At 67.9% G+C, this 25,226-nt stretch carries 22 protein-coding genes; 11 read left to right on the forward strand and 11 right to left on the reverse strand.

The window, feature by feature from the left end; translation table 11 throughout:
- Positions 1-246: 246 nt before the first annotated feature.
- Positions 247-1,944, forward strand: a complete 1,698-nt coding sequence (locus ATO3_RS03630) for a class I adenylate-forming enzyme family protein (protein WP_088648717.1) — start codon at positions 247-249, stop codon at positions 1,942-1,944.
- A 46-nt stretch (positions 1,945-1,990) separates the two neighbouring features.
- On the opposite strand, the gene ATO3_RS03635 is transcribed toward ATO3_RS03630, so the two are convergent.
- The 8 genes from ATO3_RS03635 to ndk all read right to left on the reverse strand — a co-directional run bounded on the left by ATO3_RS03635 (position 1,991) and on the right by ndk (position 11,043).
- Positions 1,991-2,746, reverse strand: coding sequence for an SDR family NAD(P)-dependent oxidoreductase (locus tag ATO3_RS03635; protein ID WP_088648414.1), 756 nt, complete (start codon positions 2,744-2,746; stop codon positions 1,991-1,993).
- Positions 2,747-2,881: 135 nt separating this feature from the next.
- A complete protein-coding gene (locus ATO3_RS03640) occupies positions 2,882-3,634 on the reverse strand; it encodes an iron ABC transporter ATP-binding protein (RefSeq protein ID WP_088648415.1) in 753 nt (250 codons plus the stop codon).
- A complete protein-coding gene (locus tag ATO3_RS03645) occupies positions 3,631-4,647 on the reverse strand; it encodes an iron chelate uptake ABC transporter family permease subunit (RefSeq protein ID WP_198963195.1) in 1,017 nt (338 codons plus the stop codon). The genes ATO3_RS03640 and ATO3_RS03645 overlap by 4 nt, the downstream gene beginning before the upstream one ends.
- Positions 4,634-5,572: an ABC transporter permease gene (locus ATO3_RS03650; protein WP_088648416.1), complete on the reverse strand. Its 939-nt coding sequence runs from the start codon at positions 5,570-5,572 to the stop codon at positions 4,634-4,636. Before ATO3_RS03650 ends, ATO3_RS03645 begins: the two co-directional genes overlap by 14 nt.
- A gap of 3 nt (positions 5,573-5,575) precedes the next feature.
- Complete coding sequence (locus ATO3_RS03655; RefSeq protein ID WP_088648417.1) at positions 5,576-6,472, reverse strand: siderophore ABC transporter substrate-binding protein; 897 nt, start codon at positions 6,470-6,472, stop codon at positions 5,576-5,578.
- A 204-nt stretch (positions 6,473-6,676) separates the two neighbouring features.
- Entirely contained in the window at positions 6,677-8,212 is a 1,536-nt protein-coding gene (locus tag ATO3_RS03660; RefSeq protein WP_088648418.1) for a M10 family metallopeptidase, read from the reverse strand.
- A 126-nt stretch (positions 8,213-8,338) separates the two neighbouring features.
- Entirely contained in the window at positions 8,339-9,856 is a 1,518-nt protein-coding gene (locus ATO3_RS03665) for a M10 family metallopeptidase C-terminal domain-containing protein (RefSeq protein ID WP_088648419.1), read from the reverse strand.
- A gap of 764 nt (positions 9,857-10,620) precedes the next feature.
- On the reverse strand, positions 10,621-11,043 hold the full coding sequence (ndk, locus tag ATO3_RS03670; RefSeq protein ID WP_088648420.1) for a nucleoside-diphosphate kinase: 423 nt from the start codon (positions 11,041-11,043) through the stop codon (positions 10,621-10,623).
- A 245-nt stretch (positions 11,044-11,288) separates the two neighbouring features.
- Here ndk and ATO3_RS03675 point away from each other — a divergent pair, with 245 nt between their 5' ends.
- From ATO3_RS03675 to ATO3_RS03690, 4 genes are all read left to right on the forward strand, one after another.
- Positions 11,289-11,927, forward strand: coding sequence for a YceI family protein (locus ATO3_RS03675; RefSeq protein ID WP_158217898.1), 639 nt, complete (start codon positions 11,289-11,291; stop codon positions 11,925-11,927).
- Positions 11,928-11,968: 41 nt separating this feature from the next.
- The gene (locus tag ATO3_RS03680; RefSeq protein ID WP_088648422.1) at positions 11,969-13,816 is read left to right on the forward strand and encodes an ABC-F family ATP-binding cassette domain-containing protein; all 1,848 of its coding nucleotides are present in this window, start codon (positions 11,969-11,971) and stop codon (positions 13,814-13,816) included.
- Positions 13,817-13,887: 71 nt separating this feature from the next.
- A complete protein-coding gene (locus tag ATO3_RS03685; RefSeq protein WP_088648423.1) occupies positions 13,888-14,514 on the forward strand; it encodes a MarC family protein in 627 nt (208 codons plus the stop codon).
- Between the two features lie 33 nt (positions 14,515-14,547).
- Positions 14,548-15,129 carry a retropepsin-like aspartic protease family protein gene (locus ATO3_RS03690; RefSeq protein WP_088648424.1) on the forward strand — a complete coding sequence of 194 codons (582 nt, stop codon included), beginning with the start codon at positions 14,548-14,550 and terminating at the stop codon, positions 15,127-15,129.
- A 90-nt stretch (positions 15,130-15,219) separates the two neighbouring features.
- Here the strand turns inward: ATO3_RS03690 and ATO3_RS03695 are convergent, their stop codons facing one another.
- Genes ATO3_RS03695 through ATO3_RS03705 form a run of 3 tightly spaced genes read right to left on the reverse strand, consistent with a single transcriptional unit; the run spans position 15,220 to position 17,596 of the window.
- Positions 15,220-15,684 carry a DNA polymerase III subunit chi gene (locus ATO3_RS03695; protein WP_088648425.1) on the reverse strand — a complete coding sequence of 155 codons (465 nt, stop codon included), beginning with the start codon at positions 15,682-15,684 and terminating at the stop codon, positions 15,220-15,222.
- Between the two features lie 6 nt (positions 15,685-15,690).
- The gene (locus ATO3_RS03700; RefSeq protein WP_088648426.1) at positions 15,691-16,086 is read right to left on the reverse strand and encodes a VOC family protein; all 396 of its coding nucleotides are present in this window, start codon (positions 16,084-16,086) and stop codon (positions 15,691-15,693) included.
- 31 nt (positions 16,087-16,117) lie between these two features.
- On the reverse strand, positions 16,118-17,596 hold the full coding sequence (locus ATO3_RS03705) for a leucyl aminopeptidase (RefSeq protein WP_088648427.1): 1,479 nt from the start codon (positions 17,594-17,596) through the stop codon (positions 16,118-16,120).
- Positions 17,597-17,719: 123 nt separating this feature from the next.
- Here ATO3_RS03705 and lptF point away from each other — a divergent pair, with 123 nt between their 5' ends.
- The 6 genes from lptF to rsmA are packed head-to-tail and all read left to right on the forward strand — an operon-like array spanning position 17,720 to position 25,126.
- The gene (gene lptF / locus ATO3_RS03710; protein WP_088648428.1) at positions 17,720-18,847 is read left to right on the forward strand and encodes an LPS export ABC transporter permease LptF; all 1,128 of its coding nucleotides are present in this window, start codon (positions 17,720-17,722) and stop codon (positions 18,845-18,847) included.
- The gene (gene lptG / locus ATO3_RS03715; RefSeq protein WP_088648429.1) at positions 18,844-19,947 is read left to right on the forward strand and encodes an LPS export ABC transporter permease LptG; all 1,104 of its coding nucleotides are present in this window, start codon (positions 18,844-18,846) and stop codon (positions 19,945-19,947) included. The genes lptF and lptG overlap by 4 nt, the downstream gene beginning before the upstream one ends.
- Positions 19,944-22,076, forward strand: coding sequence for an LPS-assembly protein LptD (locus ATO3_RS03720; RefSeq protein ID WP_088648430.1), 2,133 nt, complete (start codon positions 19,944-19,946; stop codon positions 22,074-22,076). The genes lptG and ATO3_RS03720 overlap by 4 nt, the downstream gene beginning before the upstream one ends.
- Positions 22,064-23,290: a peptidylprolyl isomerase gene (locus ATO3_RS03725; RefSeq protein ID WP_088648431.1), complete on the forward strand. Its 1,227-nt coding sequence runs from the start codon at positions 22,064-22,066 to the stop codon at positions 23,288-23,290. The genes ATO3_RS03720 and ATO3_RS03725 overlap by 13 nt, the downstream gene beginning before the upstream one ends.
- Positions 23,287-24,255: a 4-hydroxythreonine-4-phosphate dehydrogenase PdxA gene (gene pdxA / locus ATO3_RS03730; protein ID WP_088648432.1), complete on the forward strand. Its 969-nt coding sequence runs from the start codon at positions 23,287-23,289 to the stop codon at positions 24,253-24,255. Before ATO3_RS03725 ends, pdxA begins: the two co-directional genes overlap by 4 nt.
- 28 nt (positions 24,256-24,283) lie before the next feature.
- Complete coding sequence (gene rsmA / locus ATO3_RS03735; RefSeq protein WP_088648433.1) at positions 24,284-25,126, forward strand: 16S rRNA (adenine(1518)-N(6)/adenine(1519)-N(6))-dimethyltransferase RsmA; 843 nt, start codon at positions 24,284-24,286, stop codon at positions 25,124-25,126.
- The last annotated feature ends 100 nt before the right edge of the window (positions 25,127-25,226 follow it).

A 25,226-nucleotide genomic window follows, 5' to 3' on the forward strand; every position in this document is an offset into this window, starting at 1 on the left:
CGCCGCGGGCGCCCGTGCACCTCTGCCGGGCGCCCCCGTGGCGCAGTGGCCAAGCGATGATCCGCATGCGAAACGACGTTCCGTCATGCGGTATTGGCACAAGTCATTTTGCCGCCTATCCTGCGCCTGTCGAAGCACCGACAGGGCGGCCATGGACCGGGGAGGGTTCAGCGGCCGGAGGGAGGAAATAACATGATGGCAGGCCGGCCACCCGGGTCTGACGCCAAAGCCGCGCCCGCGGCTGCGATGTCCTACGACGACGCCGTGGACCACGTATTGCGCACCGATCCCACATGGGCCTACGACACGGCAGAGATCCGCGGCGTGACCTACCGGGTCTTCCGCAACGCGCCGGCCCATGTGCCCGCGCTGCTGCGGCAATCGAGGGGCAAGCATGACGGCGGCGCGGCCGATTTCCTGGTCTACGGCGACGAACGGCTCAGCTATGACGCCACCCTCGCCCAGGTCGATGCGCTGGCCGATGCCCTGCGCACCCGCATGGGGCTGGGCCCCGGCGACCGCATCGCCATCGCCATGCGCAACTACCCGGAATATCTGGTCACCATGCTCGCCGCCGCCTCGATCGGCGCGGTCACCGTCTTCCTCAACGCCTGGTGGACGGAGGAAGAGATGGACTATGCGCTCCTCGACAGCGGGGCCCGGGTGGTGGTGGCCGACGGGCCCCGGCTGGCCCGGATCTCCGGTCTGATCGCGCCGCTGGGCCTTCGGGTGATCGGCGTGAGGGATGGCGAGGCCGGCTGTCAGGCCGGACGAGCGCTGTCGCCCTATTCGACGCTGATCGCTGCGGGCGATCCGGCCCGGGCCCGGGACGCCGACATCGACCCCGACGACGATTTCGCGATCATGTATTCCTCGGGCACAACCGGTCACCCCAAGGGCGTGGTGCTGACCCATCGCGGCGTCATCACGGCGGTCTGGTCCTGGGCCATGCAGACGGTCGTGCTGCCGCTGGTCACGCCGCCCGCCCCCGATGCGCCCCCGCCGCTGCGGCCGGCCATGCTGATCACCACGCCGCTCTTCCACGTCACCGCGCTCTTCCCGCAATTCATGCTGACCATCCCGATGGGCGCCAAGACCGTGCTGATGCACAAGTGGGACGCGCAGGAGGCCCTGCGCCTGATCGAAACCGAAGAGATCACCCGCTTCCTCGGCGTGCCCACGCAATCCGCCGACCTGCTCGCCGCCGCGCGCGAGACCGGCGCCACCCTGCCCAGCCTGCGCTACATGGGCTCCGGCGGGGCCAAGCGCCCGGCCGCCCATGTCCCCGGTCTGGCGCAGACCTTCCACAACGCGGGCGTCGCCACCGGCTGGGGCATGACCGAAACCACCGCCCTTGGCATCGGCATGGTCGGCGCCGCCTACGAGGCCCGCCCCGACGCCGCCGGCCGGCTTTATCCCCCGGTGCAGGAGTTGCGCATCGTCGACGATGCCGGCCGCCCCCTGCCCAACGGCGAACTGGGCGAGATCATCGTCAAGAGCGCCGCCGTCATGCGCGGCTATCTCAACCAGCCCGAGGCCACGGCCGAGACACTCCGCGACGGCTGGCTTTACACCGGCGACCTCGGCATCCTCGACGACGAGGGCTTCGTCACCATCCTGGACCGCAAGAAGAACATCATCATCCGTGGCGGCGAGAACATCGCCTGCCTCGATGTCGAAGGCGCGCTGGCCGCCCATCCCGACGTGATCGAGGCCTGCGCCTTTTCGATCCCCGACGACCGGCTGGGCGAGATCGTCGGCGCCGCGCTGCAACTGCGCCCCGGCGCGTCGCTTTCGCAGCAGGATCTTGCAGCCTTCCTCGACGGCCGCATCGCCCATTTCAAGATCCCCGAACGGATCTGGTGCCAGGAGGCCCCGTTGCCCCGTGGCGCGACCGACAAGACCGACCGCCGCGCCGTGCGCGCCGCCTGCCTGGGGGGCTGACCCCCGGGGCCGGCGGGCGGGCTGGAGGACGGGCGGACGGGCCGCGTCAGCGGATCGTCTCGCCCCCGTCGGCGACGATGGTCTGCCCGGTGACATAGGCCGAGGCCTCGCTGGCCAGGAACAGCGCCGTGCCCGCGATATCCTCGGGCCGCCCGATCCGGCGCAGCGGCGTCTGGCGCTCCACCCGCTCCAGCCGCTCCGGATCCTCCCATAGCGCGCGGGCGAAATCGGTCTTCACCAGCCCCGGCGCGAGGGCATTCACCCGGATGTTCCTCGGCCCCCATTCCACCGCCAGGTTGCGGGCCAGCGCCGCCTCCGCCGCCTTTGAGATCCCGTAGGCCCCGATCACGGCGTTGCCCCGGATCCCCGCGATCGACGACAGCAGCACCACCGCCCCGCCGCCATTGTCGGCCATCCCCGGCAGCACCATCTGGCACAGCTGCCAGGTCGAGCGCACGTTGGTCCCCATGATCTTGTCGAAGACCTCCGGCGTCAGCTCCGACATCGACCCGTAGACCGGGTTGATCGCCGCGTTGCAGACCAGCACGTCGATCCGCCCCCAGGCGGCCAGCGTCTCGTCCACCAGCCGCTGCAGCTCTTCGACCTTGCCGATGTGGCAGGGCACCACCATCGCCTCGCCGCCCGCCTGCCGGATCGCATCCGCCACTGGCGCGCAAGCCTCTTCCGTGCGGCTCGAGACGACAACCTTCGCCCCCGCCTTCGCAAACAGCTCTGCGATCGCCCGCCCGATACCCCGGCTGGAGCCCGTGACCACCGCCACCTTGCCTGTCAGATCGAACATCGTTCCCTCCCTGTCCTCACCTTGACAGGAAGTATCACACCGTTGTCCCGCCCCGGTCAATCCGCGCAGAACCCCATTCCGCACTGCGAAACACGAGGGACGGAGACGGCCTGTCAGGGCCGGCGACGGGGCCGCTCAGACCAGAACCACCGGCCGCCCGTCGACCAGATCCACCCGCGCGTCGGTGTTGAACACCTCGCGCAGCAGCGTGGCATCGACGATCTCGCCCGGCGCGCCTTCGGCCACCACGCGGCCGCCGGCCAGCGCCACGATCCGGTCGGCATAGGCGCTGGCGTAATTCACGTCATGCAGCACGATCACCACGGTCTTGCCATCCGCCTCCGCCATCTCGCGCAGGTGCCGCATCAGGCTGCGCGAGGCCGCGATATCCAGGTTGTTCAGCGGCTCGTCCAGCAGCAGGTAATCGGTGTCCTGCGCATAGGTCATGGCGATCAGCGCCCGCTGCCTCTGCCCGCCCGACAGCGTATCCAGCATCCGGTGCCGCAGCTCCTCCAGGTCGAACCGCCCGATCGCCTGGGCGATCTTCGCGCGGCAGGCGTCGGTCAGCCGCCCCTTGGAATGCGGATAGCGGCCGAAGCCCACCAGCTGTTCCACCGTCAGGCGCGGCGCGATCTCCGAGCTTTGCGGCAACACCGCCAGCCGCCGCGCCATCTCGTCGTTCGGGCTCTCGGCCACCGATTGCCCGTCCACCTCGATCCGCCCGGATTGCAGCGGCATCAGCCGCGCCACCAGCGACAGCAGAGTGGATTTCCCCGCCCCGTTCGGCCCGATCAGCGCGGTCACCCCGCCCTTCGGCAGATCGACCGAGACATCGCGCAGGATCCGCGCCCCGCCGATCGCATGGGACAGCCCCTCGACACGGATCATTTCGCGGCTCCTTTCAGGATCAGGGCGAGGAACACGATCCCGCCCAGCACGTCGACGACCACCGACAGCGGCGTCGCCAGCTGCAGCACGCGTTCCAGCACGGTCTGCCCGCCGACCAGCACGATAATGGAAATCAACCCCGCCGCAGGCAGCAGCTGCGCATGGTAGGGCGTGGGCAGGATGGCATGGGCCAGGCTCACCACCAGAAGGCCCAGGAAGGCCACCGGCCCCACCAGCGCGGTCGAGACCGAGACCAGCAGCGCCACCAGGACCAGCACCTGCAGCTGGCGCCGCCCCGGCCTCTCGCCCAGCGTGATCGCCGTATCGGTGCCCAGAGACACCACGTCCAGCGCACGGCGCATCCGCCAGGCCAGCGCCAGCGCGCCCAGCGTCAGCGGCGCGGCCAGCCACAGCAGCCCCGTCTCGATATCGGTGAAGCGCGCGTAGGAGGCGACCTGCACCACGGCGAATTCATTGGGGTCGATCATCCGCTGCAGGAACCCGGTGAGCGAGCGGCACAGCACGCCAAAGATGATCCCCGTCAGGATCATCCGCATGATATCGGCCCGCGCCTGCCCCAGCAGCGTGCCGAACAGCGCCAGCGAGGCCAGGATCATCGCGCCCCCCGTCACGGCGAAACTCACGACGGGCGGCATCCGCATCACCGCGATGCCTCCAAGCGCCCAGACCGCACCGGTCAGGATCAGCACGTACAGCGCGTCGAACCCCATGATCGACGGCGTCAGGATGCGGTTGAAGGTGATCGTCTGGAACAGCACCGTCGCGGTCGAGACCGAGACCGCCACCAGCACCAGCGCCACCAGCTTCTCGCCCCGGTAGGGCAAAAGGAAGCTCCACGGCGCCTTCGCGCCCAGCGTCATGTAGCCAAGCACCGCCACCAGTGCGAGCGCGCCGAGCACAAGAAGGACATTGCGCGGCTTGGCCAGGGCTTCGGCCGCCGGCGCGCCACGGCCGGACCCGCCGGCCGGGGTGGTCGGCTCAGCCGGCGCCATTGGGCCGCCGCGCGTAAAGGAGGAACAGGAAGATCACCGTGCCGATCACGCCAAAGACAGTGCCCACCGGGATCTCGAACGGATGGCGCAGCAGCCGGCCCAGGATGTCCGACACCAGCACCGCGCCTGCGCCCCACATCGCGGTCAGCGGCAGGGTCTGGCGCAAATGGTCTCCGTAAAGGCGCGAGACGATGTTGGGCACGACCAGCCCCACGAAGGGGATCATCCCCACCGTCACCACCGTCAGCGCGGTGACGATCGACACGCACAAAAGCCCCAGCCCCATCACCACGTCGTAGTTCAGCCCGAGATTGATGCTGACGGTCTTGCCCATGCCGATGATCGCGAACTGGTCGGCGATGATATAGCTCAGCGCCGCCACCAGTGCCGCGATCCACAACAGCTCGTAGCGGCCCACGAGGACGCCCGAGAACTCTCCGTTCATCCAGACGCCGATATATTGCAGCATGTCCGCCTGCCAGGCGAAGAAGGTGACCGCGGCGCCGATCAGCCCGCCGTAGATCAGCCCCACCAGCGGCACCAGAAGCGGCTGCGTCGCCGGCAGCCGCCGTACCATGGCAAGAAACCCGACAGAGGCGATCAGCGCCAGCGCGGCGGCCAGCATCATGCGCGCCAGGATCGGCGCGCCGGGAAAGATCAGCGTCGCGACAAGGATGCCCAGCGCCGCGCCCTGCCCGGTGCCGGCGGTCATCGGCTCGACGAAGCGGTTGCGCACCAGCATCTGCATGATCGCCCCCGACACCGCCAGCGCGGCGCCCGCGATCACCACCGCCAGCGCGCGCGGCACGCGGCTGATCATCAGCACCCCGATAGCATCGGGATCGGACCGCAGGTCGATCACGCCAACCCCCAGCGACAGCACGAAGACCACCGCCAGGGCCACAAGGCTTCCCGCCAGCCGCAAGGCTCAGCCGCCGGTCACGTCGAAGGCGGCGATCACCTGATCGAGGATGCGATTCATCGACTGGACCCCGCCGCCCGCGATGTAAAGCGCGCCGCTGTCGATGTAGATGACCCTGTCGTTCTGCCAGGCGGCGGTGTCCCGCACCAGCGCGTTGTCCAGCGTGGCCTGCGCGCTCGCCCCGTCCTGGCCGATGGCGGCCAGCCGGTCGATCACGATCAGCACGTCGGGATTGGCCTCCTTGATGAACTCGAAGCTGATCGCCTCGCCGTGGCTGCTCTGCTCCACGCCGGCGATCGCCTCCTCGAGGCCCAGCGCCGTGTGCAGCCAGCCAAAGCGCCCCTCGGCGCCATAGGCCGCGACCTTGGGCCCGTTCGTCATCACGATCAGCGCCCGGCCCTGCCCTTCGGCCGCCGCACGGGCGGCCTCCAGCCTGGCGGTCAGCCCGGCGCGCAGCTCGGCGGCCTCGGCCTCCTTGCCGAACAGCGTGCCATAGGCGTCCAGCCGGTCCAGCCCCTGGCCTACCGGGTCTTCCCAGATCGTCATGTCCAGCGTCGGCGCCAGCCTGGCCAGCTGCGGCACCGCCTCCTGCGAGCGGCCCCCGGCGATGATCAGGTCCGGTGCCATCCCGGCCAGCGCCTCGTAATCCGGCTCGAACAGCGACCCCACGGTCACCGCCCCCGCGCCGGCCTCGGCCAGATAATCCAGATAAAGCGGCGCCACCGCGCCATCGGCCGTCACGCCCAGCGCATCCAGCGTGTCCAAAGCGGCCAGGTCGAAGACGGCGATGCTGTCTGGGCGCCGGTCCACCTCGACCGGGCCGGCGTAGGTGTCGATCGTGACGGGATCGGCCAATGCGGGCGCGGCCATAAGCGCGCAGGCAAGCGTGAGCTGTCGAAACATGGAGAGGTCCTTTTCCGGCTGCCGCTTGGCTGGCGTCATGCGTGGCGAGCGTGTCCGGAGCTGGATAATACCTGACAGAAATACTGTCTAGGTCGCGCCGGCGCGTCGTGGCGCGATTGCGCCACCGCACACGGCCTTGTGTGGACAGGCGAAATTCCCGGAACGGCGCTCAAGGGTCCGGGATCCCGACTGCCCGGCCGCCGGTCAGACCATGAAGTCCCCGATGCCCAGCCCGGTCGCATCCAGCGCGATCAGCCTCATGTCCGCGCGCCCGTCGCCATCGGCATCGACCGTGACGATCGTGTTGCCGTTGGCGGTCTCCAGCGTCGCGACAGAGGGGCCGTCGCGCAACAGGCCCCGCCCGATCACCACCTCCAGCCCGTCGGCAATCTTGCGCAGGTCGATCCGGTCCAGCCCCGGCCGGAAATCCAGGATCCGGTCATTCGCCCCGTCCACCGGGCTATCCGAGACGCGGTTGAACTGGAACCGGTCCGCCCCGGCATGGCCGCGCAGCAGGTCCTGCCCGGGGCCTCCGATCAGAACGTCCGCGCCGCGCCCGCCCCTCAGGTCGTCGGCGCCCCCGTTTCCCCGCAGCCGGTCGGCCCCGTCATCGCCCAGCAGGCGGTCCTGCCCGCCACCGCCGGACATCGAATCGTTCCCGCCGTTGCCGCGCAGCAGGTCGCCATCCTGCTGCCCGTGCAGCAGGTCGTCCCCGCCCCGGCCCAGGATCGTGTCGCGCCCGCTGCCGCCCTGCACCCGGTTGTCCGCCTGGTTGCCGAAGATCCGGTCGTCCCCGCTGCCACCGATCGCGTTCTCGATCAGCGCGCGCAGGTCGCCGTCGACCAGCCGTGCATTGGCCAGATTGCCCCGCGCCTCGCGCGCCGGATCGCCCGAGCTGCTGTCCAGGTCCGAAATCTGCGCCTCCGAGAAGGTGGACCAGTTCCCGGCCCGCAGGTCGATCGTCAGCGGCCCGGCGTAATTCGACAGGTCATAGGTGTCCTTGCCATGGCCGTCCCAGATCGTGCGGAAGATGCGGTTGTCGGCCGGCGCGCCCTGGCCCGCGCCGTTGATGAACATCTCGCCCGACCCCGGATCGAAGCTGTAGGTGGTATTGCCCGACCAGACCTCGCCCCGCGGGGCGTAATTGGCGCCATAGAGGAACTGCAGCGCCGCTATATCCAGCTGCATGTACCCCTGGGCATAGCCGCCCGGCTCGCCCACATAGATCGTGCTCCGGTCGCCCGGAAAGGACGCGTAGGTCATGATCGTGAACTCGGAGCTGTTCAGAGGTCCCGAGGCAAAGCCCGCCGCCTCGTGCGCATGCTCCAGGCCCAGCATGTGGCCCGTCTCGTGGAGGAAGGTGAAATCGGCGTAATTCCCGATCACCGGGTTCAGCGTGTCGTAGCCGAAAAAGCCATCGCCGCCCTCTTCGCCGGCATAGGGAAAATAGGCCAGGGCCGTGGCCTGCGCCGAGTCATACACGTAGCGCAGGGTGGCGGCGGTATGGCTGTCGCTTTCCTCGAACCGCAGGTTGGTGAAGCTTTCGACCTGCGCCAGCGCACGGCGCGCGGCCTGCATCTGCTGCCAGTTCAGGGAGGACAGGCTGGCGGCATCGGTATAGCCGAAATCGGCCGCGCTGTCGGGAAACCCGAAGCTGAGCACCGGGTCGGCCCATTGGTAATCGTAAAGCCAGGCGCCGAATGGCGCGCTGCTCTCGGCGGTGCGGACGACGGATGCCATGGTCAAATCCCTCCTGCTCGGGCCTGTCGCGAGGCCGGTATCGGGGCCGGTTCAGCGACCGGTATCGGGGCCTGTACCCCGGACCCTCATCGCCCCGTCCTGCGCGTCCCAGTTAAACAACAACGCTCACAGTATGAAATCACTTTCGTTAAGGTCGAGTGTCTTGGAAAGAAAGATCCGCATGTCCACGCCCCGGTCGCCGTCAACGTCGACAAGAACAAGCGTGTTGCCGTTGCCCTCGCGCGTGGCCACGCCGGCGGCGCCGCCGGTCAGCCTGCCATTCAGCGTCAGCTCCGGCTCCGGGCCGCTCAGCCACCGCAGGTCCAGCCGGTCGACACCCGGGGTGAAATCCACAATCCGGTCCGCCCGTTCCCCGACCGGACTGTCCGAGACAGAGCGAAACCGGAACACGTCCGGCCCGCCGCCCCCGCGCATCCGGTCAAAGCCCGCGTCCCCCAGCAGAACGTCGGCCCCGGCCGAGCCCACCAGCACATCGTCGCCATCGCCGCCGAACAGCGTGTCGTTGCCGCCCTGACCCACCAGCCGGTCGCTGCCGGGCCCGCCGCGCAGCATGTCGTCGCCGCTGCCGCCCTTGAGAGCGTCATTGCCGGTGCCGCCGAAAATCGCGTCGTTCCCGCCGCGCCCGGCCAGCAGGTTGTCGACGTGATTGCCCAGGATGACGTCATCGCCCGCGCCGCCGCGCGCGTTTTCGATCAGCCCGCGCAGGTCGCCGTCGACCAGACGCGCATTGGCGACATTGCCCCGCGCCATCCGCGCGTCCGAATTCGAGAACTTGTCCAGATCCGCAAGCTGCGCCTCGGAAAAGGTCGAAAACGCCCCCGGGTTCAGGTCGATCCGCAGATCCGTCCTGTAGCCGTGCAGGTCATAGGTGTCCTCGCCATGGCCGTCCCAGATGGTGCGGAAGATCCGGTTGCCCGCGGGCGTGCCCTGGCCGATGCCGTTGACCGACATCTCGCCAGTGTTGGGGTCGAAGGTATAGATCGTATTGCCGGACCAGAGCTCTCCTGCCGAGGCGTAATTGGCGCCATAGAGGAACTGCAGCGCCGCGATGTCCAGCTGCTGGAAGCTGTGGGCCCAGTCGACGGGGCCGGAATCATAGGAAAAGGTCGCGCTGTCGCCGACGAAATCGGTGTAGGTGACCACGGTGAATTCCTGGCTGTCCAGCCCGGACGCAACGAAGGCGGGGAATTCGTGGCCATGTTCCAGCCCCATGGCATGGCCGATCTCGTGCAGGAAATACAGATAGGCTTCGCTGCCCAGATCCGGCGCGGTCGTGCCCGAGCCGAAGAAGACATCCCCGCCATGGCTCGAATTGGTCGGCAGGTAGGCATAGGCGCCGCCAAGGTACTTCTCGTTGGCGAAGCGCAGCACGCCTCCGGTTCGGCCGCTCTCGCTGACCTCGACGAAGTCCAGCCCCGTGAAACCGGCGATCTCGTCCAGCACCCGGCGCACGGCGGCCTTCTGGCTTGCGGTCAGCGCCGAGACATCGCCCGTCGACTGGTAGCTGTAGGCGCTGCCATCCTCGGGAAAGCTGTAGCTGAGGGTCGTGTCGGACCATTTCACGGTCCAGATCCAGGGGTCGAATACTGCGCCGGCCAGGCCGGACGCCGTCACTGCTGCCATATGTGGTCTTCCCGATATGCCTGATCTGCCGCACGGTCGTTGCCGGTCGGCCGTTGCCTGTGGTCTCGCGGTCGCGGCCCGCGGCTTGTCACCGCGGCCCGGTCCGACGGGGCGGCCCGCCGGTCCGTCCGGCCGGTCCGGGCCTGCCCGTCCGCCCGGTCGCACCGCCCGCTCCGACCGGCCCCGCGACCGTCACTGCCCGACAGCCCGAAGCCGTCTTGGTTATCGGCACCTCACCCCGCCGCGGCAACGAAGGCTAAGCTCAAATACATGATGAAACAGCGACAAAACGGGACTGTTTGAGAAGGCAAGTTTAACCAATCTCCGGCCAGCCCCTCGTCCCGCCCGGCCAGGTGTCCGCGCCGGCACGCGGCCAATCGCACCCCTGTCCAGCGGCTTGCCCCGCATCGCTCACCGGCGGCGCCGCGCCCCTCACCCCGGCGCGGCCCGCGGAAGGGTTTCCCCCCTTTAACCAAGGTTGAAATCCGCGCCCCCTGCGCCGCCGAAACCCGCTCGGATTGCCTCAAATGCGCGGCTTTCCCCAACGCGCCCCACGGCGCCGGGCCCCTGCATCCGGGCCGAGCGGACCCCTCCCGGAGCGCCCGGGCGCGCGGCACCTCCTGCAACGGGCTCAGCCTCGCCGCCCGAGTTCGCCTGCACAAACGCCAAGGGGGGCCGACAGGCCCCCTCAAACGCAAAGCGGGGGCCGAAAGGCCCCCGCGTCGGGCGGGCCGCGTCAGCGGCCCGCAACACCTCTGTCAGCCTCAGCCGACGATTTCGCAGCCTGCGAAGAAATAGGCGATCTCGACAGCCGCCGTCTCCGGTGCGTCCGAGCCATGGACCGAATTCTCGCCGATCGACTCGGCGAATTCCGCCCGCACCGTGCCCGGCGCCGCATCGGCCGGGTTGGTCGCGCCCATCACTTCGCGGTTCTTCGCGATGGCATCCTCGCCTTCCAGCACCTGCACCACGACGGGGCCCGACGACATGAACTCGCAGAGTTCGTCGTAGAACGGACGCTCGGCATGCACGCCGTAGAACACGCCGGCCTGTGCCTTGGTCATGTGAATGCGCTTCTGCGCGACGATGCGCAGGCCCGCCTCCTCGAACTTGGCATTGATCTTGCCGGTGAGGTTGCGGCGCGTTGCATCGGGCTTGATGATCGAGAAAGTGCGTTCCAGAGCCACCGGGGTCTCTCCTGTCCTGAGGGCGCCCGGGAAGTCGGGCCGGCCCTGCGTTCAAATCGGCGCCCGCCTAGCATGGGGACCGGCGCATGGGAAGGGCAAAACCCCGGCCTCCGCCCGCGGAGATCCGCCAGCCGTCCACCATCGAGGGAACCCGGGCGGCCTGCCCGGCATTCCCCCTGTGCAGCATCGCGCCCCGCGCGGCACTGCCACGGCCTGCTTCTCTGCCCGCAACCAGGTGCCGCCCCATGCTCACGATGCCCCGCCTCCTTCTCGCGCTTCTGGCCACGGCCGGCGCTGCCACCGCGCAGGAGGCCCCGCAGATCGAGCGCAGCTTCCCCGCCCAGAGCTTCACCCTCGATCCCGCCCATGCCTCGGTGATCTTCTCGGTCAACCACATCGGCTTCTCCAACTACACCGCCGGGTTCGACGACATATCCGCCATCCTCGTCCTCGATCCCGACGCCCCCGAAACCTCGCTGCTGGAGGTCACAATCGACATCGCCTCGCTCGATCTGCCCCACCCGCCCGAGGGCTTCCGCGAGATGCTGCTGTCCCCCGACTGGCTCGATGCCGCGGCCAACCCCCGCATGACCTATATCTCCGACACCATCACCCTGACCGGCGAGGACACCGCCACGATCACCGGCGATCTCACCCTGCGCGGCATCACCGCCCCGGTCACGCTTGCCGCCACCTACAACGGCGGCTGGGGCAAGCAGCCGTTCGAACCCCATGCCCGGGTCGGCTTCTCGGCCAGCGGCACGCTGAACCGCTCCGATTTCGGCCTGACCACCGGCCTGCCGCCCGCGGGAAGCGACTTCGGCGTGGGCGATACGGTCACCCTCACCATCGAAACCGAATGGATCGGCGAACCCTTCGAGTAACCCCGCTTCACCCTGACCAGCGCCTCTGCTAAAGGCGCCCCATGCTCAGGATCGACAACATCACATACGCCGTCGAAGGCCGCCCCCTGTTCGAGGGCGCCTCGGCCGTCATTCCCGAAGGCCACAAGGTCGGCGTCGTCGGCCGCAACGGCACCGGCAAGACCACGCTGTTCCGGCTGATCCGGGGCGAACTCGCGCTTGAGGGCGGCGATATCTCCCTGCCCAGCCGCGCCCGCATCGGCGGCGTCGCGCAAGAGGTCCCCTCCTCCGACATTTCGCTGCTCGACACGGTGCTCGCTGCCGACACCGAACGCGCCGCGCTGATGGCCGAATCCGACACCGCGACCGACGCCCACCGCATCGCCGAGATCCAGACGCGGCTCGCCGATATCGACGCGTGGTCGGCCGAAGCCCGCGCCGCCTCGATCCTCAAGGGGCTGGGATTCGACGATGACGAACAGCTCATGCCCTGCTCCGACTTCTCCGGCGGCTGGCGCATGCGCGTCGCCCTGGCGGCGGTCCTTTTCGCCCAGCCCGACCTGCTGCTGCTCGACGAGCCGACCAACTACCTCGACCTCGAAGGCGCGCTCTGGCTGGAAACCTACCTGGCGAAATACCCGCACACGGTGCTGATCATCTCGCACGACCGCGGGCTGCTGAACCGCGCCGTGGGCTCCATCCTGCATCTCGAGGACCGCAAGCTCACGCTCTACCCGGTCCCCTACGACATGTTCGCCAAGCAGCGCGCCGAAAAGATCGCCCAGGCCGAGGCCATGGCCAAGAAGCAGGAGATGCGCCGCGCGCACCTGCAATCCTATGTCGACCGCTTCCGCTACAAGGCCGACAAGGCGAAACAGGCGCAATCGCGCCTCAAGATGATCGCCCGGATGGAGACGATCACCACGCCGCAGGAAGCCGCCCTGCACGCCTTCTCCTTCCCCAAGCCGGAAGAGCTGTCGCCGCCCATCATCAATCTCGAAGGCGGGATCACGGGCTATGGCGACCGCGCCGTGCTGTCGAAGCTGAACCTGCGCATCGACCAGGATGACCGCATCGCTCTGCTGGGCAAGAACGGTCAGGGCAAATCCACCCTGTCCAAGCTGCTCTCGGACCGCCTGCCGCTGATGGCGGGCAAGATGACCAAGTCGTCCAAGCTGCGCATCGGCTATTTCGCCCAGCACCAGGTCGACGAGCTCCATGTCGACGAGACCCCGCTCGACCACCTCCGCCGGCTGCGCCCGACCGAGGCACCGGCGCGCTGGCGTGCCCGTCTCGCCGGTTTCGGCCTGGGTCCCGCCCAGGCGGAAACCGAGGTCGGGCGGCTCTCGGGTGGGCAGAAGGCGCGCCTGTCGCTGCTGATCGCCACGATCGACGCCCCGCACATGCTGATCCTGGACGAGCCGACCAACCACCTCGACATCGAAAGCCGAGAGGCGCTGGTCGACGCGCTGACGGACTATTCCGGCGCGGTGATCCTGGTGTCGCACGACATGCACCTGCTGTCGCTGGTGGCCGACCGGCTCTGGCTGGTCTCCGGCGGCACGGTGCGCGACTTCGACGGCGACCTGGAAGCCTATCGCGATTTCCTTCTGCAGCGCGACAAGCCCGCTTCGAAACAGGTCGCCAAGCCGAAACCCCGCCGCCCCTCCAAGGACGAGATCACCGCCCTGCGGTCCGAAGTCCGCAAATGCGAAAGCCGGATGGAAAAGCTGGAAGAGATGCGCGAGGAACTCGCCCGCCGCCTCGGCGACCCCTCCGCCTACCAGGAAGAGAACGCCACCAAGCGCGAGGTCTGGCAGTCGAAATACGCCGAGGTCATGAACGCGCTGGACCGCGCCGAAACGCTCTGGGTCGCCGCCGCCGAGAAGCTGGAAGCCGCCCAACAATAGCCGCGCGGCCCCTTTCAACCACGCTCTGACAGCCCCTGTCAGTTTGTACAAAACGGAAGAAACGCCCTGCGATGGATGTACAATTCGTACTATCTGCCTTCGTCACGCTCTTCGTGATCATCGACCCGCTCGGCATGACCCCGCTTTTCGTGGCCCTGACCCGGGGCGCCAGCCGCGAGGCCCGGCGCAGCATTGCCCTCCGCTCCTGCTTCGTCGCCTTCCTGGTGCTCACCCTCTTCGCCGTCCTCGGCGACAAGATCTTGAATTACGTGGGAATTTCCATGCCCGCCTTCCGCGTCGCCGGCGGCATCCTCCTCTTCCTGACCGCGCTCGACATGCTCTTCGAACGCCGCACCAAGCGCCGCGAAGACCAGGCCGGCCCCTCCGCCGCCGACCCGACCGATGACCCGTCCGTCTTCCCCCTTGCGATCCCGCTGATCGCCGGCCCCGGCGCGCTTGCCTCGATGATCCTGCTGACCGGCGAACACCCCGGGATCGAAGGTCTCGCCGTCACGCTCGGCGTCATGATGGCGGTCTTAGCCCTTGTTTTCCTTCTGTTTCTCGTCAGCAGCCTGCTGGAACGTGCGATGGGACAGACCGGCACGAACGTGGTGTCGCGCATCCTCGGGATGCTTCTGGCCGCGCTCTCTGTTCAATTCGTGATGGACGGCCTCGCCGCCTTTGGCATCGCCTCCTAGCGGTTGCGCGGCATCGCGCCTATATCCATCAGCATGAGTGAGTTTCAGTCCGGCAACCTGATCTATCTCGTCGTGCTCGGCACGGCGCTGATCGTGATGTTCATCGTCAACAACCGCCAGGGCATCGGCGCCACGCTGCGCCAGCTCGTGACCTGGGGGCTGATTTTCCTTGCGGTTCTCGCCGCTTACGGGCTCTGGGAGGATGTCCGCCGCACCGTCGTGCCGACCCAGACGGTCATCGCCTCCGAAAACCGCATCGTCGTCCCGCGCAGCGCCGACGGTCATTTCTACCTGACGCTCGAAATCAACGATCGCCCCCTGCGCTTCATGGTCGACACCGGCGCCACCGACCTCGTGCTCAGCCGCAGGGACGCGGAAGCTGCCGGCATCGACCCCTCGGGCCTTGCCTTTTACGGCCGCGCCCGCACCGCCAACGGAGAGGTCCGCACCGCACCCGTCACGCTCGACCGCGTGGCGCTTGGCCCCTACGAGGACCGCAACGTGGCGGCAAGCGTGAACGACGGCGCCATGGACGGATCGCTGCTGGGCATGCGCTATCTCGACCGCTGGAGCCGGATCGAAATGGGCGGCGGAGAGATGGTCCTGACACGTTGAGCGCGCTTGTGGCCACATGGACCAAGCACCGTATGCCGTTACTTTAAAACAGATTTCCTGGGAATGTCAGGAGGCGGGTCAGGACCTTGTCTAGCCGCCGGACTCCGCCTTCTTCTCCCAGCGACCGCTTTCCTCGGACCAGTATTGCGCTTTGCACCCTGCCGTGGTCAGCGCCTTCCACTGCCCGCGCGCTTTCTGCAATGCCATCTCGTCCCCGCCGTCGAACAGGATGCAGGCCCGGTCCAGCGCGGTCACCTCTTCGGCAGAAAGCTCCGCGCCGTCTACTGACATGACACAGCGCCGATCCCCCGGCTCCTGACGTTCAGATGTCAGGAGAACAGGCTGCAGCGCGTCATGCGGCCCACCGGCCAGACCATGCGGCAGAAAGCTCTCCTCGGGCCCCTGCCAGAGTTTGTCATCCAGCCAGGCCATGCGGCGCGGATCCGTTCCGCGAACGTCGATCTTCCAGCCGGCCTGCAGCGCCCGCTCCAGCAGCATCGACAGGGCCGCCTCCAACGGGCGGCGCGTCAGGTGGTAGAAATAGACATCGCCCATGGCGGCCTAGCCTCTCGGATCGTACGTGCCGATCGTCCAGACATGGCCCTCGGGATCTCGAAGGGAATACTGCAGCCCGCCATGGGGCCGTTCCTCGAGCGGCAGGATGATCGTCGCGCCGGCGGCCATGGCCTTGGCGTTATGGGTCTCGACGTCCTTGACGATGACATACATCGTCGTCGTCTCGCGGCCGCCGGTGTCCCGGGGGGCCGTCATGTAGCGGGCAAAGGGGGTCTCGGCCTCGGGGCCGAACATGAAGAGGCTGTCGCCCATCTTCATCTCGACGTGCTGGATCACGCCGGCCTCGTCGCGGTGCACGGCGAGTTCCTCCATCCCGATGACCTTCTTGAGGAAGGCGAGCGCGCCTTCGCAATCGGAATACCGGGTCGCGGGGATCAGCATCTTGTCGGTCTCCCGGGCAGGTCCGCCCTGTTCACTCCGCCTCGTAAACGTCTGACACCAGACGATTAAGCGCCGCCACACCCCAGCCCGTCGCGCCCTTGGGCGCAAAGGCGGTATCCGCCTTGACCGAGGCCACGCCGGCGATGTCGAGGTGGATCCAGGGCATGTCGTCCTTGATGAACCGCTTCAGGAACTGTGCCGCGGTGACCGAGCCCGCCGCGCGTCCGCCGACGTTCTTCATGTCCGCGATCTGCGACTTCAGCAGGTCGTCATAGCCCTGGCCCAGCGGCATCCGCCAGGCACCTTCGCCCTCGGCCTCGGCCGCCTTCAGGAACTTGCCGCAGAAGGCGTCGTCGTTGGAAAAGACGCCCGCGTTCTCGTTGCCGAGCCCCACGATTATCGCGCCGGTCAGCGTGGCCAGGTCCACGATCCCCGCCGGTTCAAAGCGTTCCTGCGCGTACCAGAGCACGTCGCAGAGCACGAGCCGCCCTTCGGCGTCGGTGTTGATGATCTCGACCGTGTCGCCCTTCATGGATTTCACCACGTCGCCGGGGCGCGTCGCCCGGGCCGAGGGCATGTTTTCCACCAGTCCGACAAGGCCCACGACATTCGCCTTCGCCTTGCGCAGCGCCAGCGCGCGCATGGTCCCGGCCACGACGCCCGCGCCGCCCATGTCCATGGTCATGTCTTCCATGCCGCCCGCCGGTTTCAGCGAGATGCCGCCTGTGTCGAAGACGACGCCCTTGCCCACAAGGGCCAGCGGCGCATCGCCCTCGGCGCCGCCTTTCCACTGCATCACCACCACTTTCGACGGGCTGTCAGAGCCATGTCCGACGCTCAGCAGCGTGCGCATCCCCAGCTCGGCCAGCTGGTCTTCTTCCAGCACCTCGACCTCCAGCCCGATCTCGCGCATCGCGTCCAGACGGTTGGCGAATTCGGTGGTGGTCAGCACGTTGGCCGGCTCGTTCGTCAGGTCGCGGGTGAAAAAAGCGCCCTCGGCCACGGCCTGCAGGGGGGCAAAGGCGACTTCCGCCTCGTCCGGTTTCGTTACGTGGACCTCGATACCGTGCATCTCGTCGCCCGCGTCCGAGCCGGTCTTGTGTTCGGTGAAAGCATAGGCGCGCAACTGGGCGCCAAACGCAATTTCCGTGATTTTAGAGTGATTTCCGGCCATCAGTTGAAGCGGCTTCCTGCCCTTCAGCTTGCCCAGGTTCGCGCCGGCCTTGCGCGCCTCGACGGCGCTGGCACGACGGCCCAGCACCAGGATGTCGAGCGCCTCGGCCGCCATGCCGGTGGGCCACGCAAGGCTCACCGTCTTGCCCGAGGAGAGCTTGTCAAAAGCGTCACTGTCCAGCAGTCTCTGCACTGCGCCCTTCGTCAGGCGGTTCGCACGCCGCCCGGCCGGACCCAGCTTTCCATCGGGGCTGACAAGGATCGCGACACGGCCTTCGAAGGTGGCCATGCTGTCCAGGTCGGTGTCCAGAAAACGGATTGCTGCAACGGCGCTCATGTCATTCTCCTAGAAATCACAGTTCTGACCTAGCCTGTGCCCCGCTTCTTGACCAGAGAGCAGTTTTCGCGTCAGGGCAATTGGACTAGGATTTGGCGGCATGAAGGCCCCAAGGGGAAGGCATTGTCAAAATTCGACCGCTACGTTCTGTCACAATACCTGCTGTTCTTCGGGTTCTTCTCGCTGATTCTGGTGGCCGTCTTCTGGCTGAACCAGGCGGTGATCCTGTTCGACGTGCTTGTCGGTGACGGCCAGAACGCCCTCGTCTTCCTTGAATTCACCGCACTGGCGCTGCCTCGGCTGATCCGGATGATCCTGCCCATGGCGGCTTTCGCCGCGGTGCTCTACTTCACGAATCGGCTCAGCAACGAAAGCGAGCTGACGGTGATGAAGGCCACCGGCGCCAGCCCCTGGCAGATGGCGCGGCCCGCCTTCTGGTTCGGCGCCAGTGTGGCGCTCATGATGGCGGTGCTGACGAATTTCCTGCTGCCCGCCTCGACCAGCCGGCTGAGCGTGCGCGAAGCGGAGATTTCGCAGAACATCGCCGCGCGGCTGCTGACCGAGGGGACCTTCCTGCATCCGACCGACGGTGTGACATTTTACATCCGCGAAATCGGACTGGACGGGGCGCTGAACGACGTCTTCCTGTCGGACCGGCGCGATCCGGAACAGACGATGCTGTTCACCGCTGCCCGCGCGTTCCTGGTCCGGGAAGATGGCGGCGCACGGCTGATCATGGTGGATGGCATGGCCCAGGGGCTGGAAACCGAGCGGCAGGCGCTGTCCATCACCTACTTCGAGGATTTCTCGTATGACATCAGCGCCTTGATGCCGTCTGGCGTGGCCGGGGCGCGCAGCCACAGGGCGATCCCGACGCTGGAGCTGCTGACATCGCGCGACAGGATCTCGGCCGAGGAAGGCATAAGCATGGGCACGCTGACCGAAGAGCTGCACGTGCGCTTTACCCGGCCGCTGAACTGCCTGGCGGTGGCGATGCTGGGCTTCTCGACACTGCTGCTGGGCGGCTTTTCGCGCTTCGGGCTCTGGCGGCAAATGGTGGGCGCCTTTTTCCTGCTGGTGCTGCTGGAAACATTGCGCGGCACCGTGTCGCCCCCGGTCGAGGCCAACCCGGCAATCTGGCCCCTGCTCTACCTGCCGCCGGGGCTGGCGCTGGGACTGTCGGCGGTGTTTTTGTATATCTCCGGCCGTGCCGGACGCCTGTCCCGCAAAAGCCCCGGAGTGGCAGCATGATACTCGACCGCTACTTCGCCCGCCGGTTCCTGCTGCAGATGGGGATCATCATGGTGGTCTTCCTGACGCTGATGTTCCTGATCGAGCTGATCGAGCAGATCCGCCGCTTCAGCAACAGCGACATCGGGCTGACAAAAATCCTCTACCTTGTCAGCCTCAACATCCCCGCCGCGATGTCGACGATCCTGCCGCTGATCACGATCCTGGCGACCGTGTCGCTGTTCATCGGGCTGGCCCGCAGCTCGGAACTGGTGGTCACCCGGGCGACAGGCCGCTCCGGCCTGCGGGCGCTGCTGGCGCCGGTCATTGTCTCGATGATCCTGGGGCTGTTGTCGGTGGCGATGCTGAACCCCATCGTGGCTTCGACGATGAACCACTACCAGAGGGTGGCCGAAATCTACCGCTCGGGCGAGGCCGCGGCCGCGTCCGCGTCGCTTTCGGGCGAAGGGCTCTGGCTTCGGCAAGGGGGCGCCGACGGACAATCGGTTATTCATGCCGCCGGCTACGTTCCCGAGGATTCCCGCATTTTCGACGTCACCGTTCTGAGCTATGCCCCCGGGGGTGGCCCCTCGCAGCGGATCGAGGCCGAGGCCGCCACGCTGGAAAACGACGGCTGGACACTTGAGAACGTGAAGATCTGGAACCTGACGGTGGAGGGCAACCCCGAGGCCATGGCCGAAACGGCCGAGACCTGGCGCCTGCCCTCCTCGCTGACACCCGAACGTATCCGGGAAACCATCGGCGGGCGCATGAACATCTCGGTCTGGGACCTGCCCGGCACGATCCGGCAGCTGGACCAGGCCGGCTTTTCCACGCTGCGCCACCGCGTCTGGTATCAATCCGAGCTGTCGCGGCCGCTGTTCCTGATCTCGATGGTGCTGATCGGCGCGGCCTTCACCATGCGGCACGTGCGCTTTGGTGGCACCGGTTTCGCGGTGCTGGCCGCCGTGCTGCTGGGCTTCGGCCTCTATTTCATCCGCAACTTCGCCGAGATCCTCGGCGAGAACGGCCAGATCCCGGTGGCCATGGCCGCCTGGGCGCCGCCGGTGGCCTCGATCCTGCTGGCGCTTGGCCTTCTGCTGCACGCGGAGGACGGATGAGAGGCGCGGCCACACTGGCCCTGCTGGCCGCGCTGTGGCTGGCGCCGGGGCCGGCGGCGGCTCAGGTGCCCATGGGCGAGGGTCCGGCGATCCTTGTCGCGGATTCGGTCTATGTCACGGCCGACCGCAAACTGGTGGCCGAGGGCCGGGTGGAGGCCTTCCAGGGCGAGACCCGGCTGACCGCCGAGCGCATCGTCTACGACCAGGCCTCGGGGCAGCTGACGATCGACGGGCCGATCCGGATCGAGGACGCGGACGGCAGCGTCGTGCTGGCCTCGGCCGCCGAGCTGGACGACCGGCTGGAAAGCGGGCTGCTGACCGGCGCGCGGCTGGTCTTCAACGAACAGGTGCAGCTGGCCTCGACCCAGATGACACGGGCCGGCGGGCGCTACACGCAGCTGTTCAAGACCGCCGTGACCTCGTGCCATGTCTGCGACGACGGCCGGCCGCCTCTTTGGTCGATCCGCGCCCGCAAGGTGATCCACGACGAGCAGGAGCGGCAGCTTTACTTCGAGGATGCGCAGCTGCGGGTGCTGTCGGTGCCGATCTTCTACCTGCCCCGCCTGCGCCTGCCGGATCCGACCCTGCGCCGCGCACGCGGCTTCCTGATCCCCGAGATCCAGACCACCTCGCAGCTGGGAACCGGGGTGAAGGTGCCGTATTTCATCCCGATCGGAGACAGTGCCGACCTGACGCTGACACCCTACTGGTCGCCCGGCACGCGGACGCTGGACTTCCGCTATCGGCAGGCGTTCTGGAACGGCGACATGGAATTCGAGGGCGCGGTGACCCGGGACGACCTGCTTCCGGGCGAATTTCGCGGCTATCTCTTCGGCTATGGCTCATTCGAGCTGCGCAACCGCTTTCGGCTGACCTTCGATTTCGACGCGTCTTCGGACGATGCCTACCTGAAGGACTACGGGATCTCCGATGCCGACCGTCTCCGGCGCGAAATCGAGCTGTCGCGCAGCACCCGTACCACGTTCTTCGGCGCCACGGCGGTGAACTTCAACTCGCTGCGGGACAGCGAGAACGACTCGTTCCTGCCGACCAACGTGCTGGACCTGCGTTATCAGAAACGGTTCTACCCGTCCTGGCTGGGCGGAGAAATGCGCGCCTCGCTGGTGGGGCACAGCCATACCCGCGATTCGAACGCCGATATCCTGGGCCGCGACATGACGCGAACCACCGCCGAGCTGATGTACCTGCGCAGCTACATACTGCCCTCCGGGCTGCGGTCCGATTTCCGTCTGGGCATCTCGGGCGACGCCTTCGGCATCCAGCAGGACAGCACGGCGGGCGACACCGCCTCGGTGGTGACGCCGCAGACCGCCGTGACGCTGAGCTACCCGGTGATGAAAGCCACGGCGCGGGCCAGCCAGATCATCGAGCCGGTGGTGCAGCTGGCCTGGTCCGACGTCAGCGGCGATCCGGTGCCGAACGACGAAAGCAACCTGGTGGAATTCGACGAGGGCAACCTGCTGGCCCTGTCACGGTTCCCGGCCGCCGACCGGCGCGAGGACGGGCTGGTACTGGCCTATGGCCTGAACTGGACCCGGACGCCGCGCGACACCGGCTGGGGGGCCTATGCCAGCTTCGGCCACGTGATCCGCGACTACGAGAACGTCGATTTCTCCAGCTCCTCGGGGCTGTCGGGGACGCGGTCGGATTTCCTGGTCGCCGGGCAGCTTCTGTATGGCGACGACCTGATCCTGTCGGCGCGGACGCTCTTCGATGACGAGTTCGAGTTCACCAAGGCCGAGGTGATCGGCGCCTGGGTCACGCAGCGCAGCGCGCTGGCCGGCAGCTACCTCTGGCTGGACGCCGATCCGATGGAGGGGCGCGTGAGGGACGCGCACGAGGTCTTCCTCGACGGGGCCTACGATATCGACCGGCACTGGACCGCCTCGGCCAATTGGCGCTATGACATCAACGACACCCGCCCGACGAATGCCGGTATCGGACTGGGCTACCGAAACGAATGCGTCGAGATCGAGCTGACCGTGGACCGCCGGTACACTTCCTCGACAACGGTTGAGCCCTCGACGATTTTCGGCTTTACCATCTCGCTACGCGGGTTCGGAACCGCGGACGGAGCAGAAAGATACCCATCCCAATGCCAGACGTAACGATCAGAGCCCTGCGCGGGCTGGCCCTTGCCACGCTGACCGCGCTTGCGGCGCCCGCAGCCCTGACCGCCCAAAGCCTGTTTTCCCCGGCCATTACCGTGAACGGCGACGTGATCAGCTACTACGAGCTGGACCAGCGCGCCCAGTTCCTGCGCCTTCTGGGTGCCCCGGCAAACCCCGAAGAGCTGGCCCGCGAACAGCTGATCGAGGACCGGCTGAAGTTCCAGGCCGCGGCCGAGATCGGGGCTTCCGTCGGGCCCGAGGACCTGCGCGCGGGCATGGAGGAATTCGCCGCCCGCGCCGACCTTCAGGCCGACCAGTTCATCGCCCAGATCGGGCAGGCCGGCGTCTCCGAAGAAACCTTCCGCGATTTCGTCGAGGTCGGGCTGGTCTGGCGCGACGTGGTGCGCGCCCGCTTCCTGTCGCAGGCCCGCCCCAGCCAGGCCGAGATCGACCGGGCGCTCGGCACCGGGGGCCAGGGCGGCCTGCGGGTGCTGCTGTCGGAAATCATCATGCCGCTGACGCCCAACAACCAGGCCGCCGTCCGCGCCCGGGCCGAGGAAATCGCCCAGATCAAGAGCTTCGACGCCTTCTCGGCCCAGGCGCGCGAAGTCTCGGCCACCAACACCCGGGATCAGGGCGGCCGCATGGACTGGGTCGCGCTGAACGAGCTGCCGCCGGCGCTGCGGTCCTCGATCCTGTCGCTGTCGCCCGGCGACGTGACCCCGCCGCTGCAGCTGCCCAACGCCATCGCCTTGTTCCAGCTGCGCGACCTGGCCGAGATCACCGGCAGCGCGCCAACCTATTCGGCCATCGACTACGCCATGTATTTCATCCCCGGCGGCCGCACCGCCGATGCGCTCGCCACCGGCCAGCGCATCGTGAACGAGACCGACACCTGCGATGATCTCTACGGCGTGGCCAAGGGCCAGTCGCCCGATGTGCTGCGCCGCGAGTCCCTGCCGCCGTCGCAGATCCCCGATGACGTTGCGATGGAACTGGCCAAGCTCGACCCGGGCGAGACCTCGCTGGCGCTGACCCGCAACAACGGCACCTTGCTGGTGCTGCTGCGGCTGTGCGGCCGCACGGCGCAGGCCAACGAGGATGCCTCGCGCGAGGACGTGGCCAACGCGCTGACCGCGCAACGTCTCGAGGCGCTGGCCGCCTCTTTCCTCGACCAGCTCGAGGCCAATGCGCTGATCGAGGTCAAATGACGCTCATGCTGCCTCCGGTCCTGTCCTGCGGCGATCCGGCGGGGATCGGGCCGGAACTGGCGGCCAAGGCGTGGGACCAGCTGCGCGCCGACCTGCCCTTTGCCTGGATCGGCGATCCGGCGCATCTGCCCGAAGGCACGCCCGTCACCCTGATCGACACCCCGGCCGAGGCGGCGGCGGTGGCCTCTGACACCCTGCCCGTGCTCGCGCATCGCTTCCCCGCCCCGGCCACGCCCGGCCAGCCCGACCCGGCCAATGCGCCCGCGGTGATCGAGGTGCTGGACCGCGCCGTCGACCTGGTGATGTCGGGCGCGGCCGGCGCGCTTTGCACCGCGCCGATCAACAAGAAGGTGCTGATCGACGGCGCCGCCTTTGCCCATCCGGGCCACACCGAATACCTGGCCGCCCGCGCCGGGGTGGACCGCGTGGTGATGATGCTTGCCGGTCCCGACCTGCGCGTCGTGCCCGCCACGATCCATATCGCCCTGTCGGACGTCCCCCGCGCCCTGACGCCCGCGCTCCTGCGCGAGACGATCGAGATCACCGCCCGCGACCTGAAGGACCGTTTCGGCCTGCCCGCGCCCCGCATCGCGGTCTCCGGGCTGAACCCCCATGCCGGCGAAGGCGGGGCCATGGGGCACGAGGAACTCGACTGGATCGCCGGGCTGATCGCGGAGATGGCGGCCGAGGGTCATGCCGTCACCGGCCCGCATCCCGCCGACACGATGTTCCACGCCGCCGCCCGCGCGCGCTATGACGTGGCGATCGCCATGTACCACGACCAGGCGCTGATCCCGATCAAGACGCTGGATTTCGACCGGGGCGTGAATGTCACCCTCGGGCTGCCCTTCATCCGCACATCGCCCGATCACGGCACCGCCTATGACATCGCGGGCCAGGGCATCGCCGCGCCGACCAGCCTGGTCGAGGCGCTGAAACTGGCCGACCGGCTGTCGCGCACATGACCGGCCCGCGTTGCCCGCGAGGCCGCGGATGACCGCCATTGACAGCCTGCCGCCCCTGCGCGAGGTGATCGCCAGCCACGGGCTCTCGGCCCGCAAATCGCTGGGGCAGAACTTCCTTCTCGACCTCAACCTGACGGCCAAGATCGCGCGGCAGGCCGGGGATCTTTCGGAATGCGACGTACTTGAGATCGGCCCCGGCCCCGGCGGGCTGACCCGCGGGCTGTTGTCCGAAGGGGCACGCCGGGTCGTTGCGGTCGAGAAGGACAGCCGCTGCCTGCCTGCTCTGGAAGAGATCGCCGCCGCCTATCCCGGCCGGCTGGAGATCCTGCAGGGCGATGCGCTGGAGATCGACCCGCTGCAGCACCTGACCCCGCCGATCCGCGTGGCGGCCAACCTGCCCTACAATGTCGGGACCGAGCTGCTGGTGCGCTGGCTGACGCCGAAGGACTGGCCGCCCTACTGGCAAAGCCTGACGCTGATGTTTCAGCGCGAGGTGGCGGAACGGATCGTGGCGGCGCCGGGATCGAAGGCCTACGGGCGGCTTGCGATCCTGTCGCAATGGCGGTCCGAGGCGCGGATCGTGCTGTCGCTGCCGCCCGGCGCCTTCACCCCGCCGCCCAAGGTGTCCAGCGCGGTGATCCATGTCACGGCCCTGCCCGAACCGCGCTTTCCGGCCGACCCGCAGGTGCTGTCGCGCGTGGTGGCCGCCGCCTTCAACCAGCGGCGCAAGATGCTGCGCGCGGCGCTGAAAGGGGTGGCCCCGGATATCGAGGACCGGTTGATGGCCGCGGGGATCAAACCCACGGACCGCGCCGAAACCGTGTCTCTGGAGGCCTTCTGCGCCCTTGCACGCGCCGTGGCCGCGGGCTGACCGGGTCGGCTGAGGCTGACGCCGGACATCAGCGCCCATTCCCCTGAAATGACAAAGCCCCGCGCCCGGATCCCGGGGCGGGGCCTTGGTCTGGCGCCGG

The organism is Marinibacterium profundimaris, from assembly GCF_002210095.1.
In the GTDB taxonomy this organism is placed as follows: domain Bacteria; phylum Pseudomonadota; class Alphaproteobacteria; order Rhodobacterales; family Rhodobacteraceae; genus Marinibacterium; species Marinibacterium profundimaris.

Coding starts and splice junctions, on each gene's coding strand:
- ATO3_RS03630 (WP_088648717.1), top strand. CDS start 247: ATGTCCTACGACGACGCCGTGGACCACGTATTGCGCACCGATCCCACA.
- ATO3_RS03635 (WP_088648414.1), bottom strand. CDS start 2,746: ATGTTCGATCTGACAGGCAAGGTGGCGGTGGTCACGGGCTCCAGCCGG.
- ATO3_RS03640 (WP_088648415.1), bottom strand. CDS start 3,634: ATGATCCGTGTCGAGGGGCTGTCCCATGCGATCGGCGGGGCGCGGATC.
- ATO3_RS03645 (WP_198963195.1), bottom strand. CDS start 4,647: ATGGCGCCGGCTGAGCCGACCACCCCGGCCGGCGGGTCCGGCCGTGGC.
- ATO3_RS03655 (WP_088648417.1), bottom strand. CDS start 6,472: ATGTTTCGACAGCTCACGCTTGCCTGCGCGCTTATGGCCGCGCCCGCA.
- ATO3_RS03660 (WP_088648418.1), bottom strand. CDS start 8,212: ATGGCATCCGTCGTCCGCACCGCCGAGAGCAGCGCGCCATTCGGCGCC.
- ATO3_RS03665 (WP_088648419.1), bottom strand. CDS start 9,856: ATGGCAGCAGTGACGGCGTCCGGCCTGGCCGGCGCAGTATTCGACCCC.
- ATO3_RS03675 (WP_158217898.1), top strand. CDS start 11,289: ATGCTCACGATGCCCCGCCTCCTTCTCGCGCTTCTGGCCACGGCCGGC.
- ATO3_RS03680 (WP_088648422.1), top strand. CDS start 11,969: ATGCTCAGGATCGACAACATCACATACGCCGTCGAAGGCCGCCCCCTG.
- ATO3_RS03685 (WP_088648423.1), top strand. CDS start 13,888: ATGGATGTACAATTCGTACTATCTGCCTTCGTCACGCTCTTCGTGATC.
- ATO3_RS03690 (WP_088648424.1), top strand. CDS start 14,548: ATGAGTGAGTTTCAGTCCGGCAACCTGATCTATCTCGTCGTGCTCGGC.
- ATO3_RS03695 (WP_088648425.1), bottom strand. CDS start 15,684: ATGGGCGATGTCTATTTCTACCACCTGACGCGCCGCCCGTTGGAGGCG.
- ATO3_RS03700 (WP_088648426.1), bottom strand. CDS start 16,086: ATGCTGATCCCCGCGACCCGGTATTCCGATTGCGAAGGCGCGCTCGCC.
- ATO3_RS03705 (WP_088648427.1), bottom strand. CDS start 17,596: ATGAGCGCCGTTGCAGCAATCCGTTTTCTGGACACCGACCTGGACAGC.
- lptG (WP_088648429.1), top strand. CDS start 18,844: ATGATACTCGACCGCTACTTCGCCCGCCGGTTCCTGCTGCAGATGGGG.
- ATO3_RS03720 (WP_088648430.1), top strand. CDS start 19,944: ATGAGAGGCGCGGCCACACTGGCCCTGCTGGCCGCGCTGTGGCTGGCG.
- ATO3_RS03725 (WP_088648431.1), top strand. CDS start 22,064: ATGCCAGACGTAACGATCAGAGCCCTGCGCGGGCTGGCCCTTGCCACG.
- pdxA (WP_088648432.1), top strand. CDS start 23,287: ATGACGCTCATGCTGCCTCCGGTCCTGTCCTGCGGCGATCCGGCGGGG.
- rsmA (WP_088648433.1), top strand. CDS start 24,284: ATGACCGCCATTGACAGCCTGCCGCCCCTGCGCGAGGTGATCGCCAGC.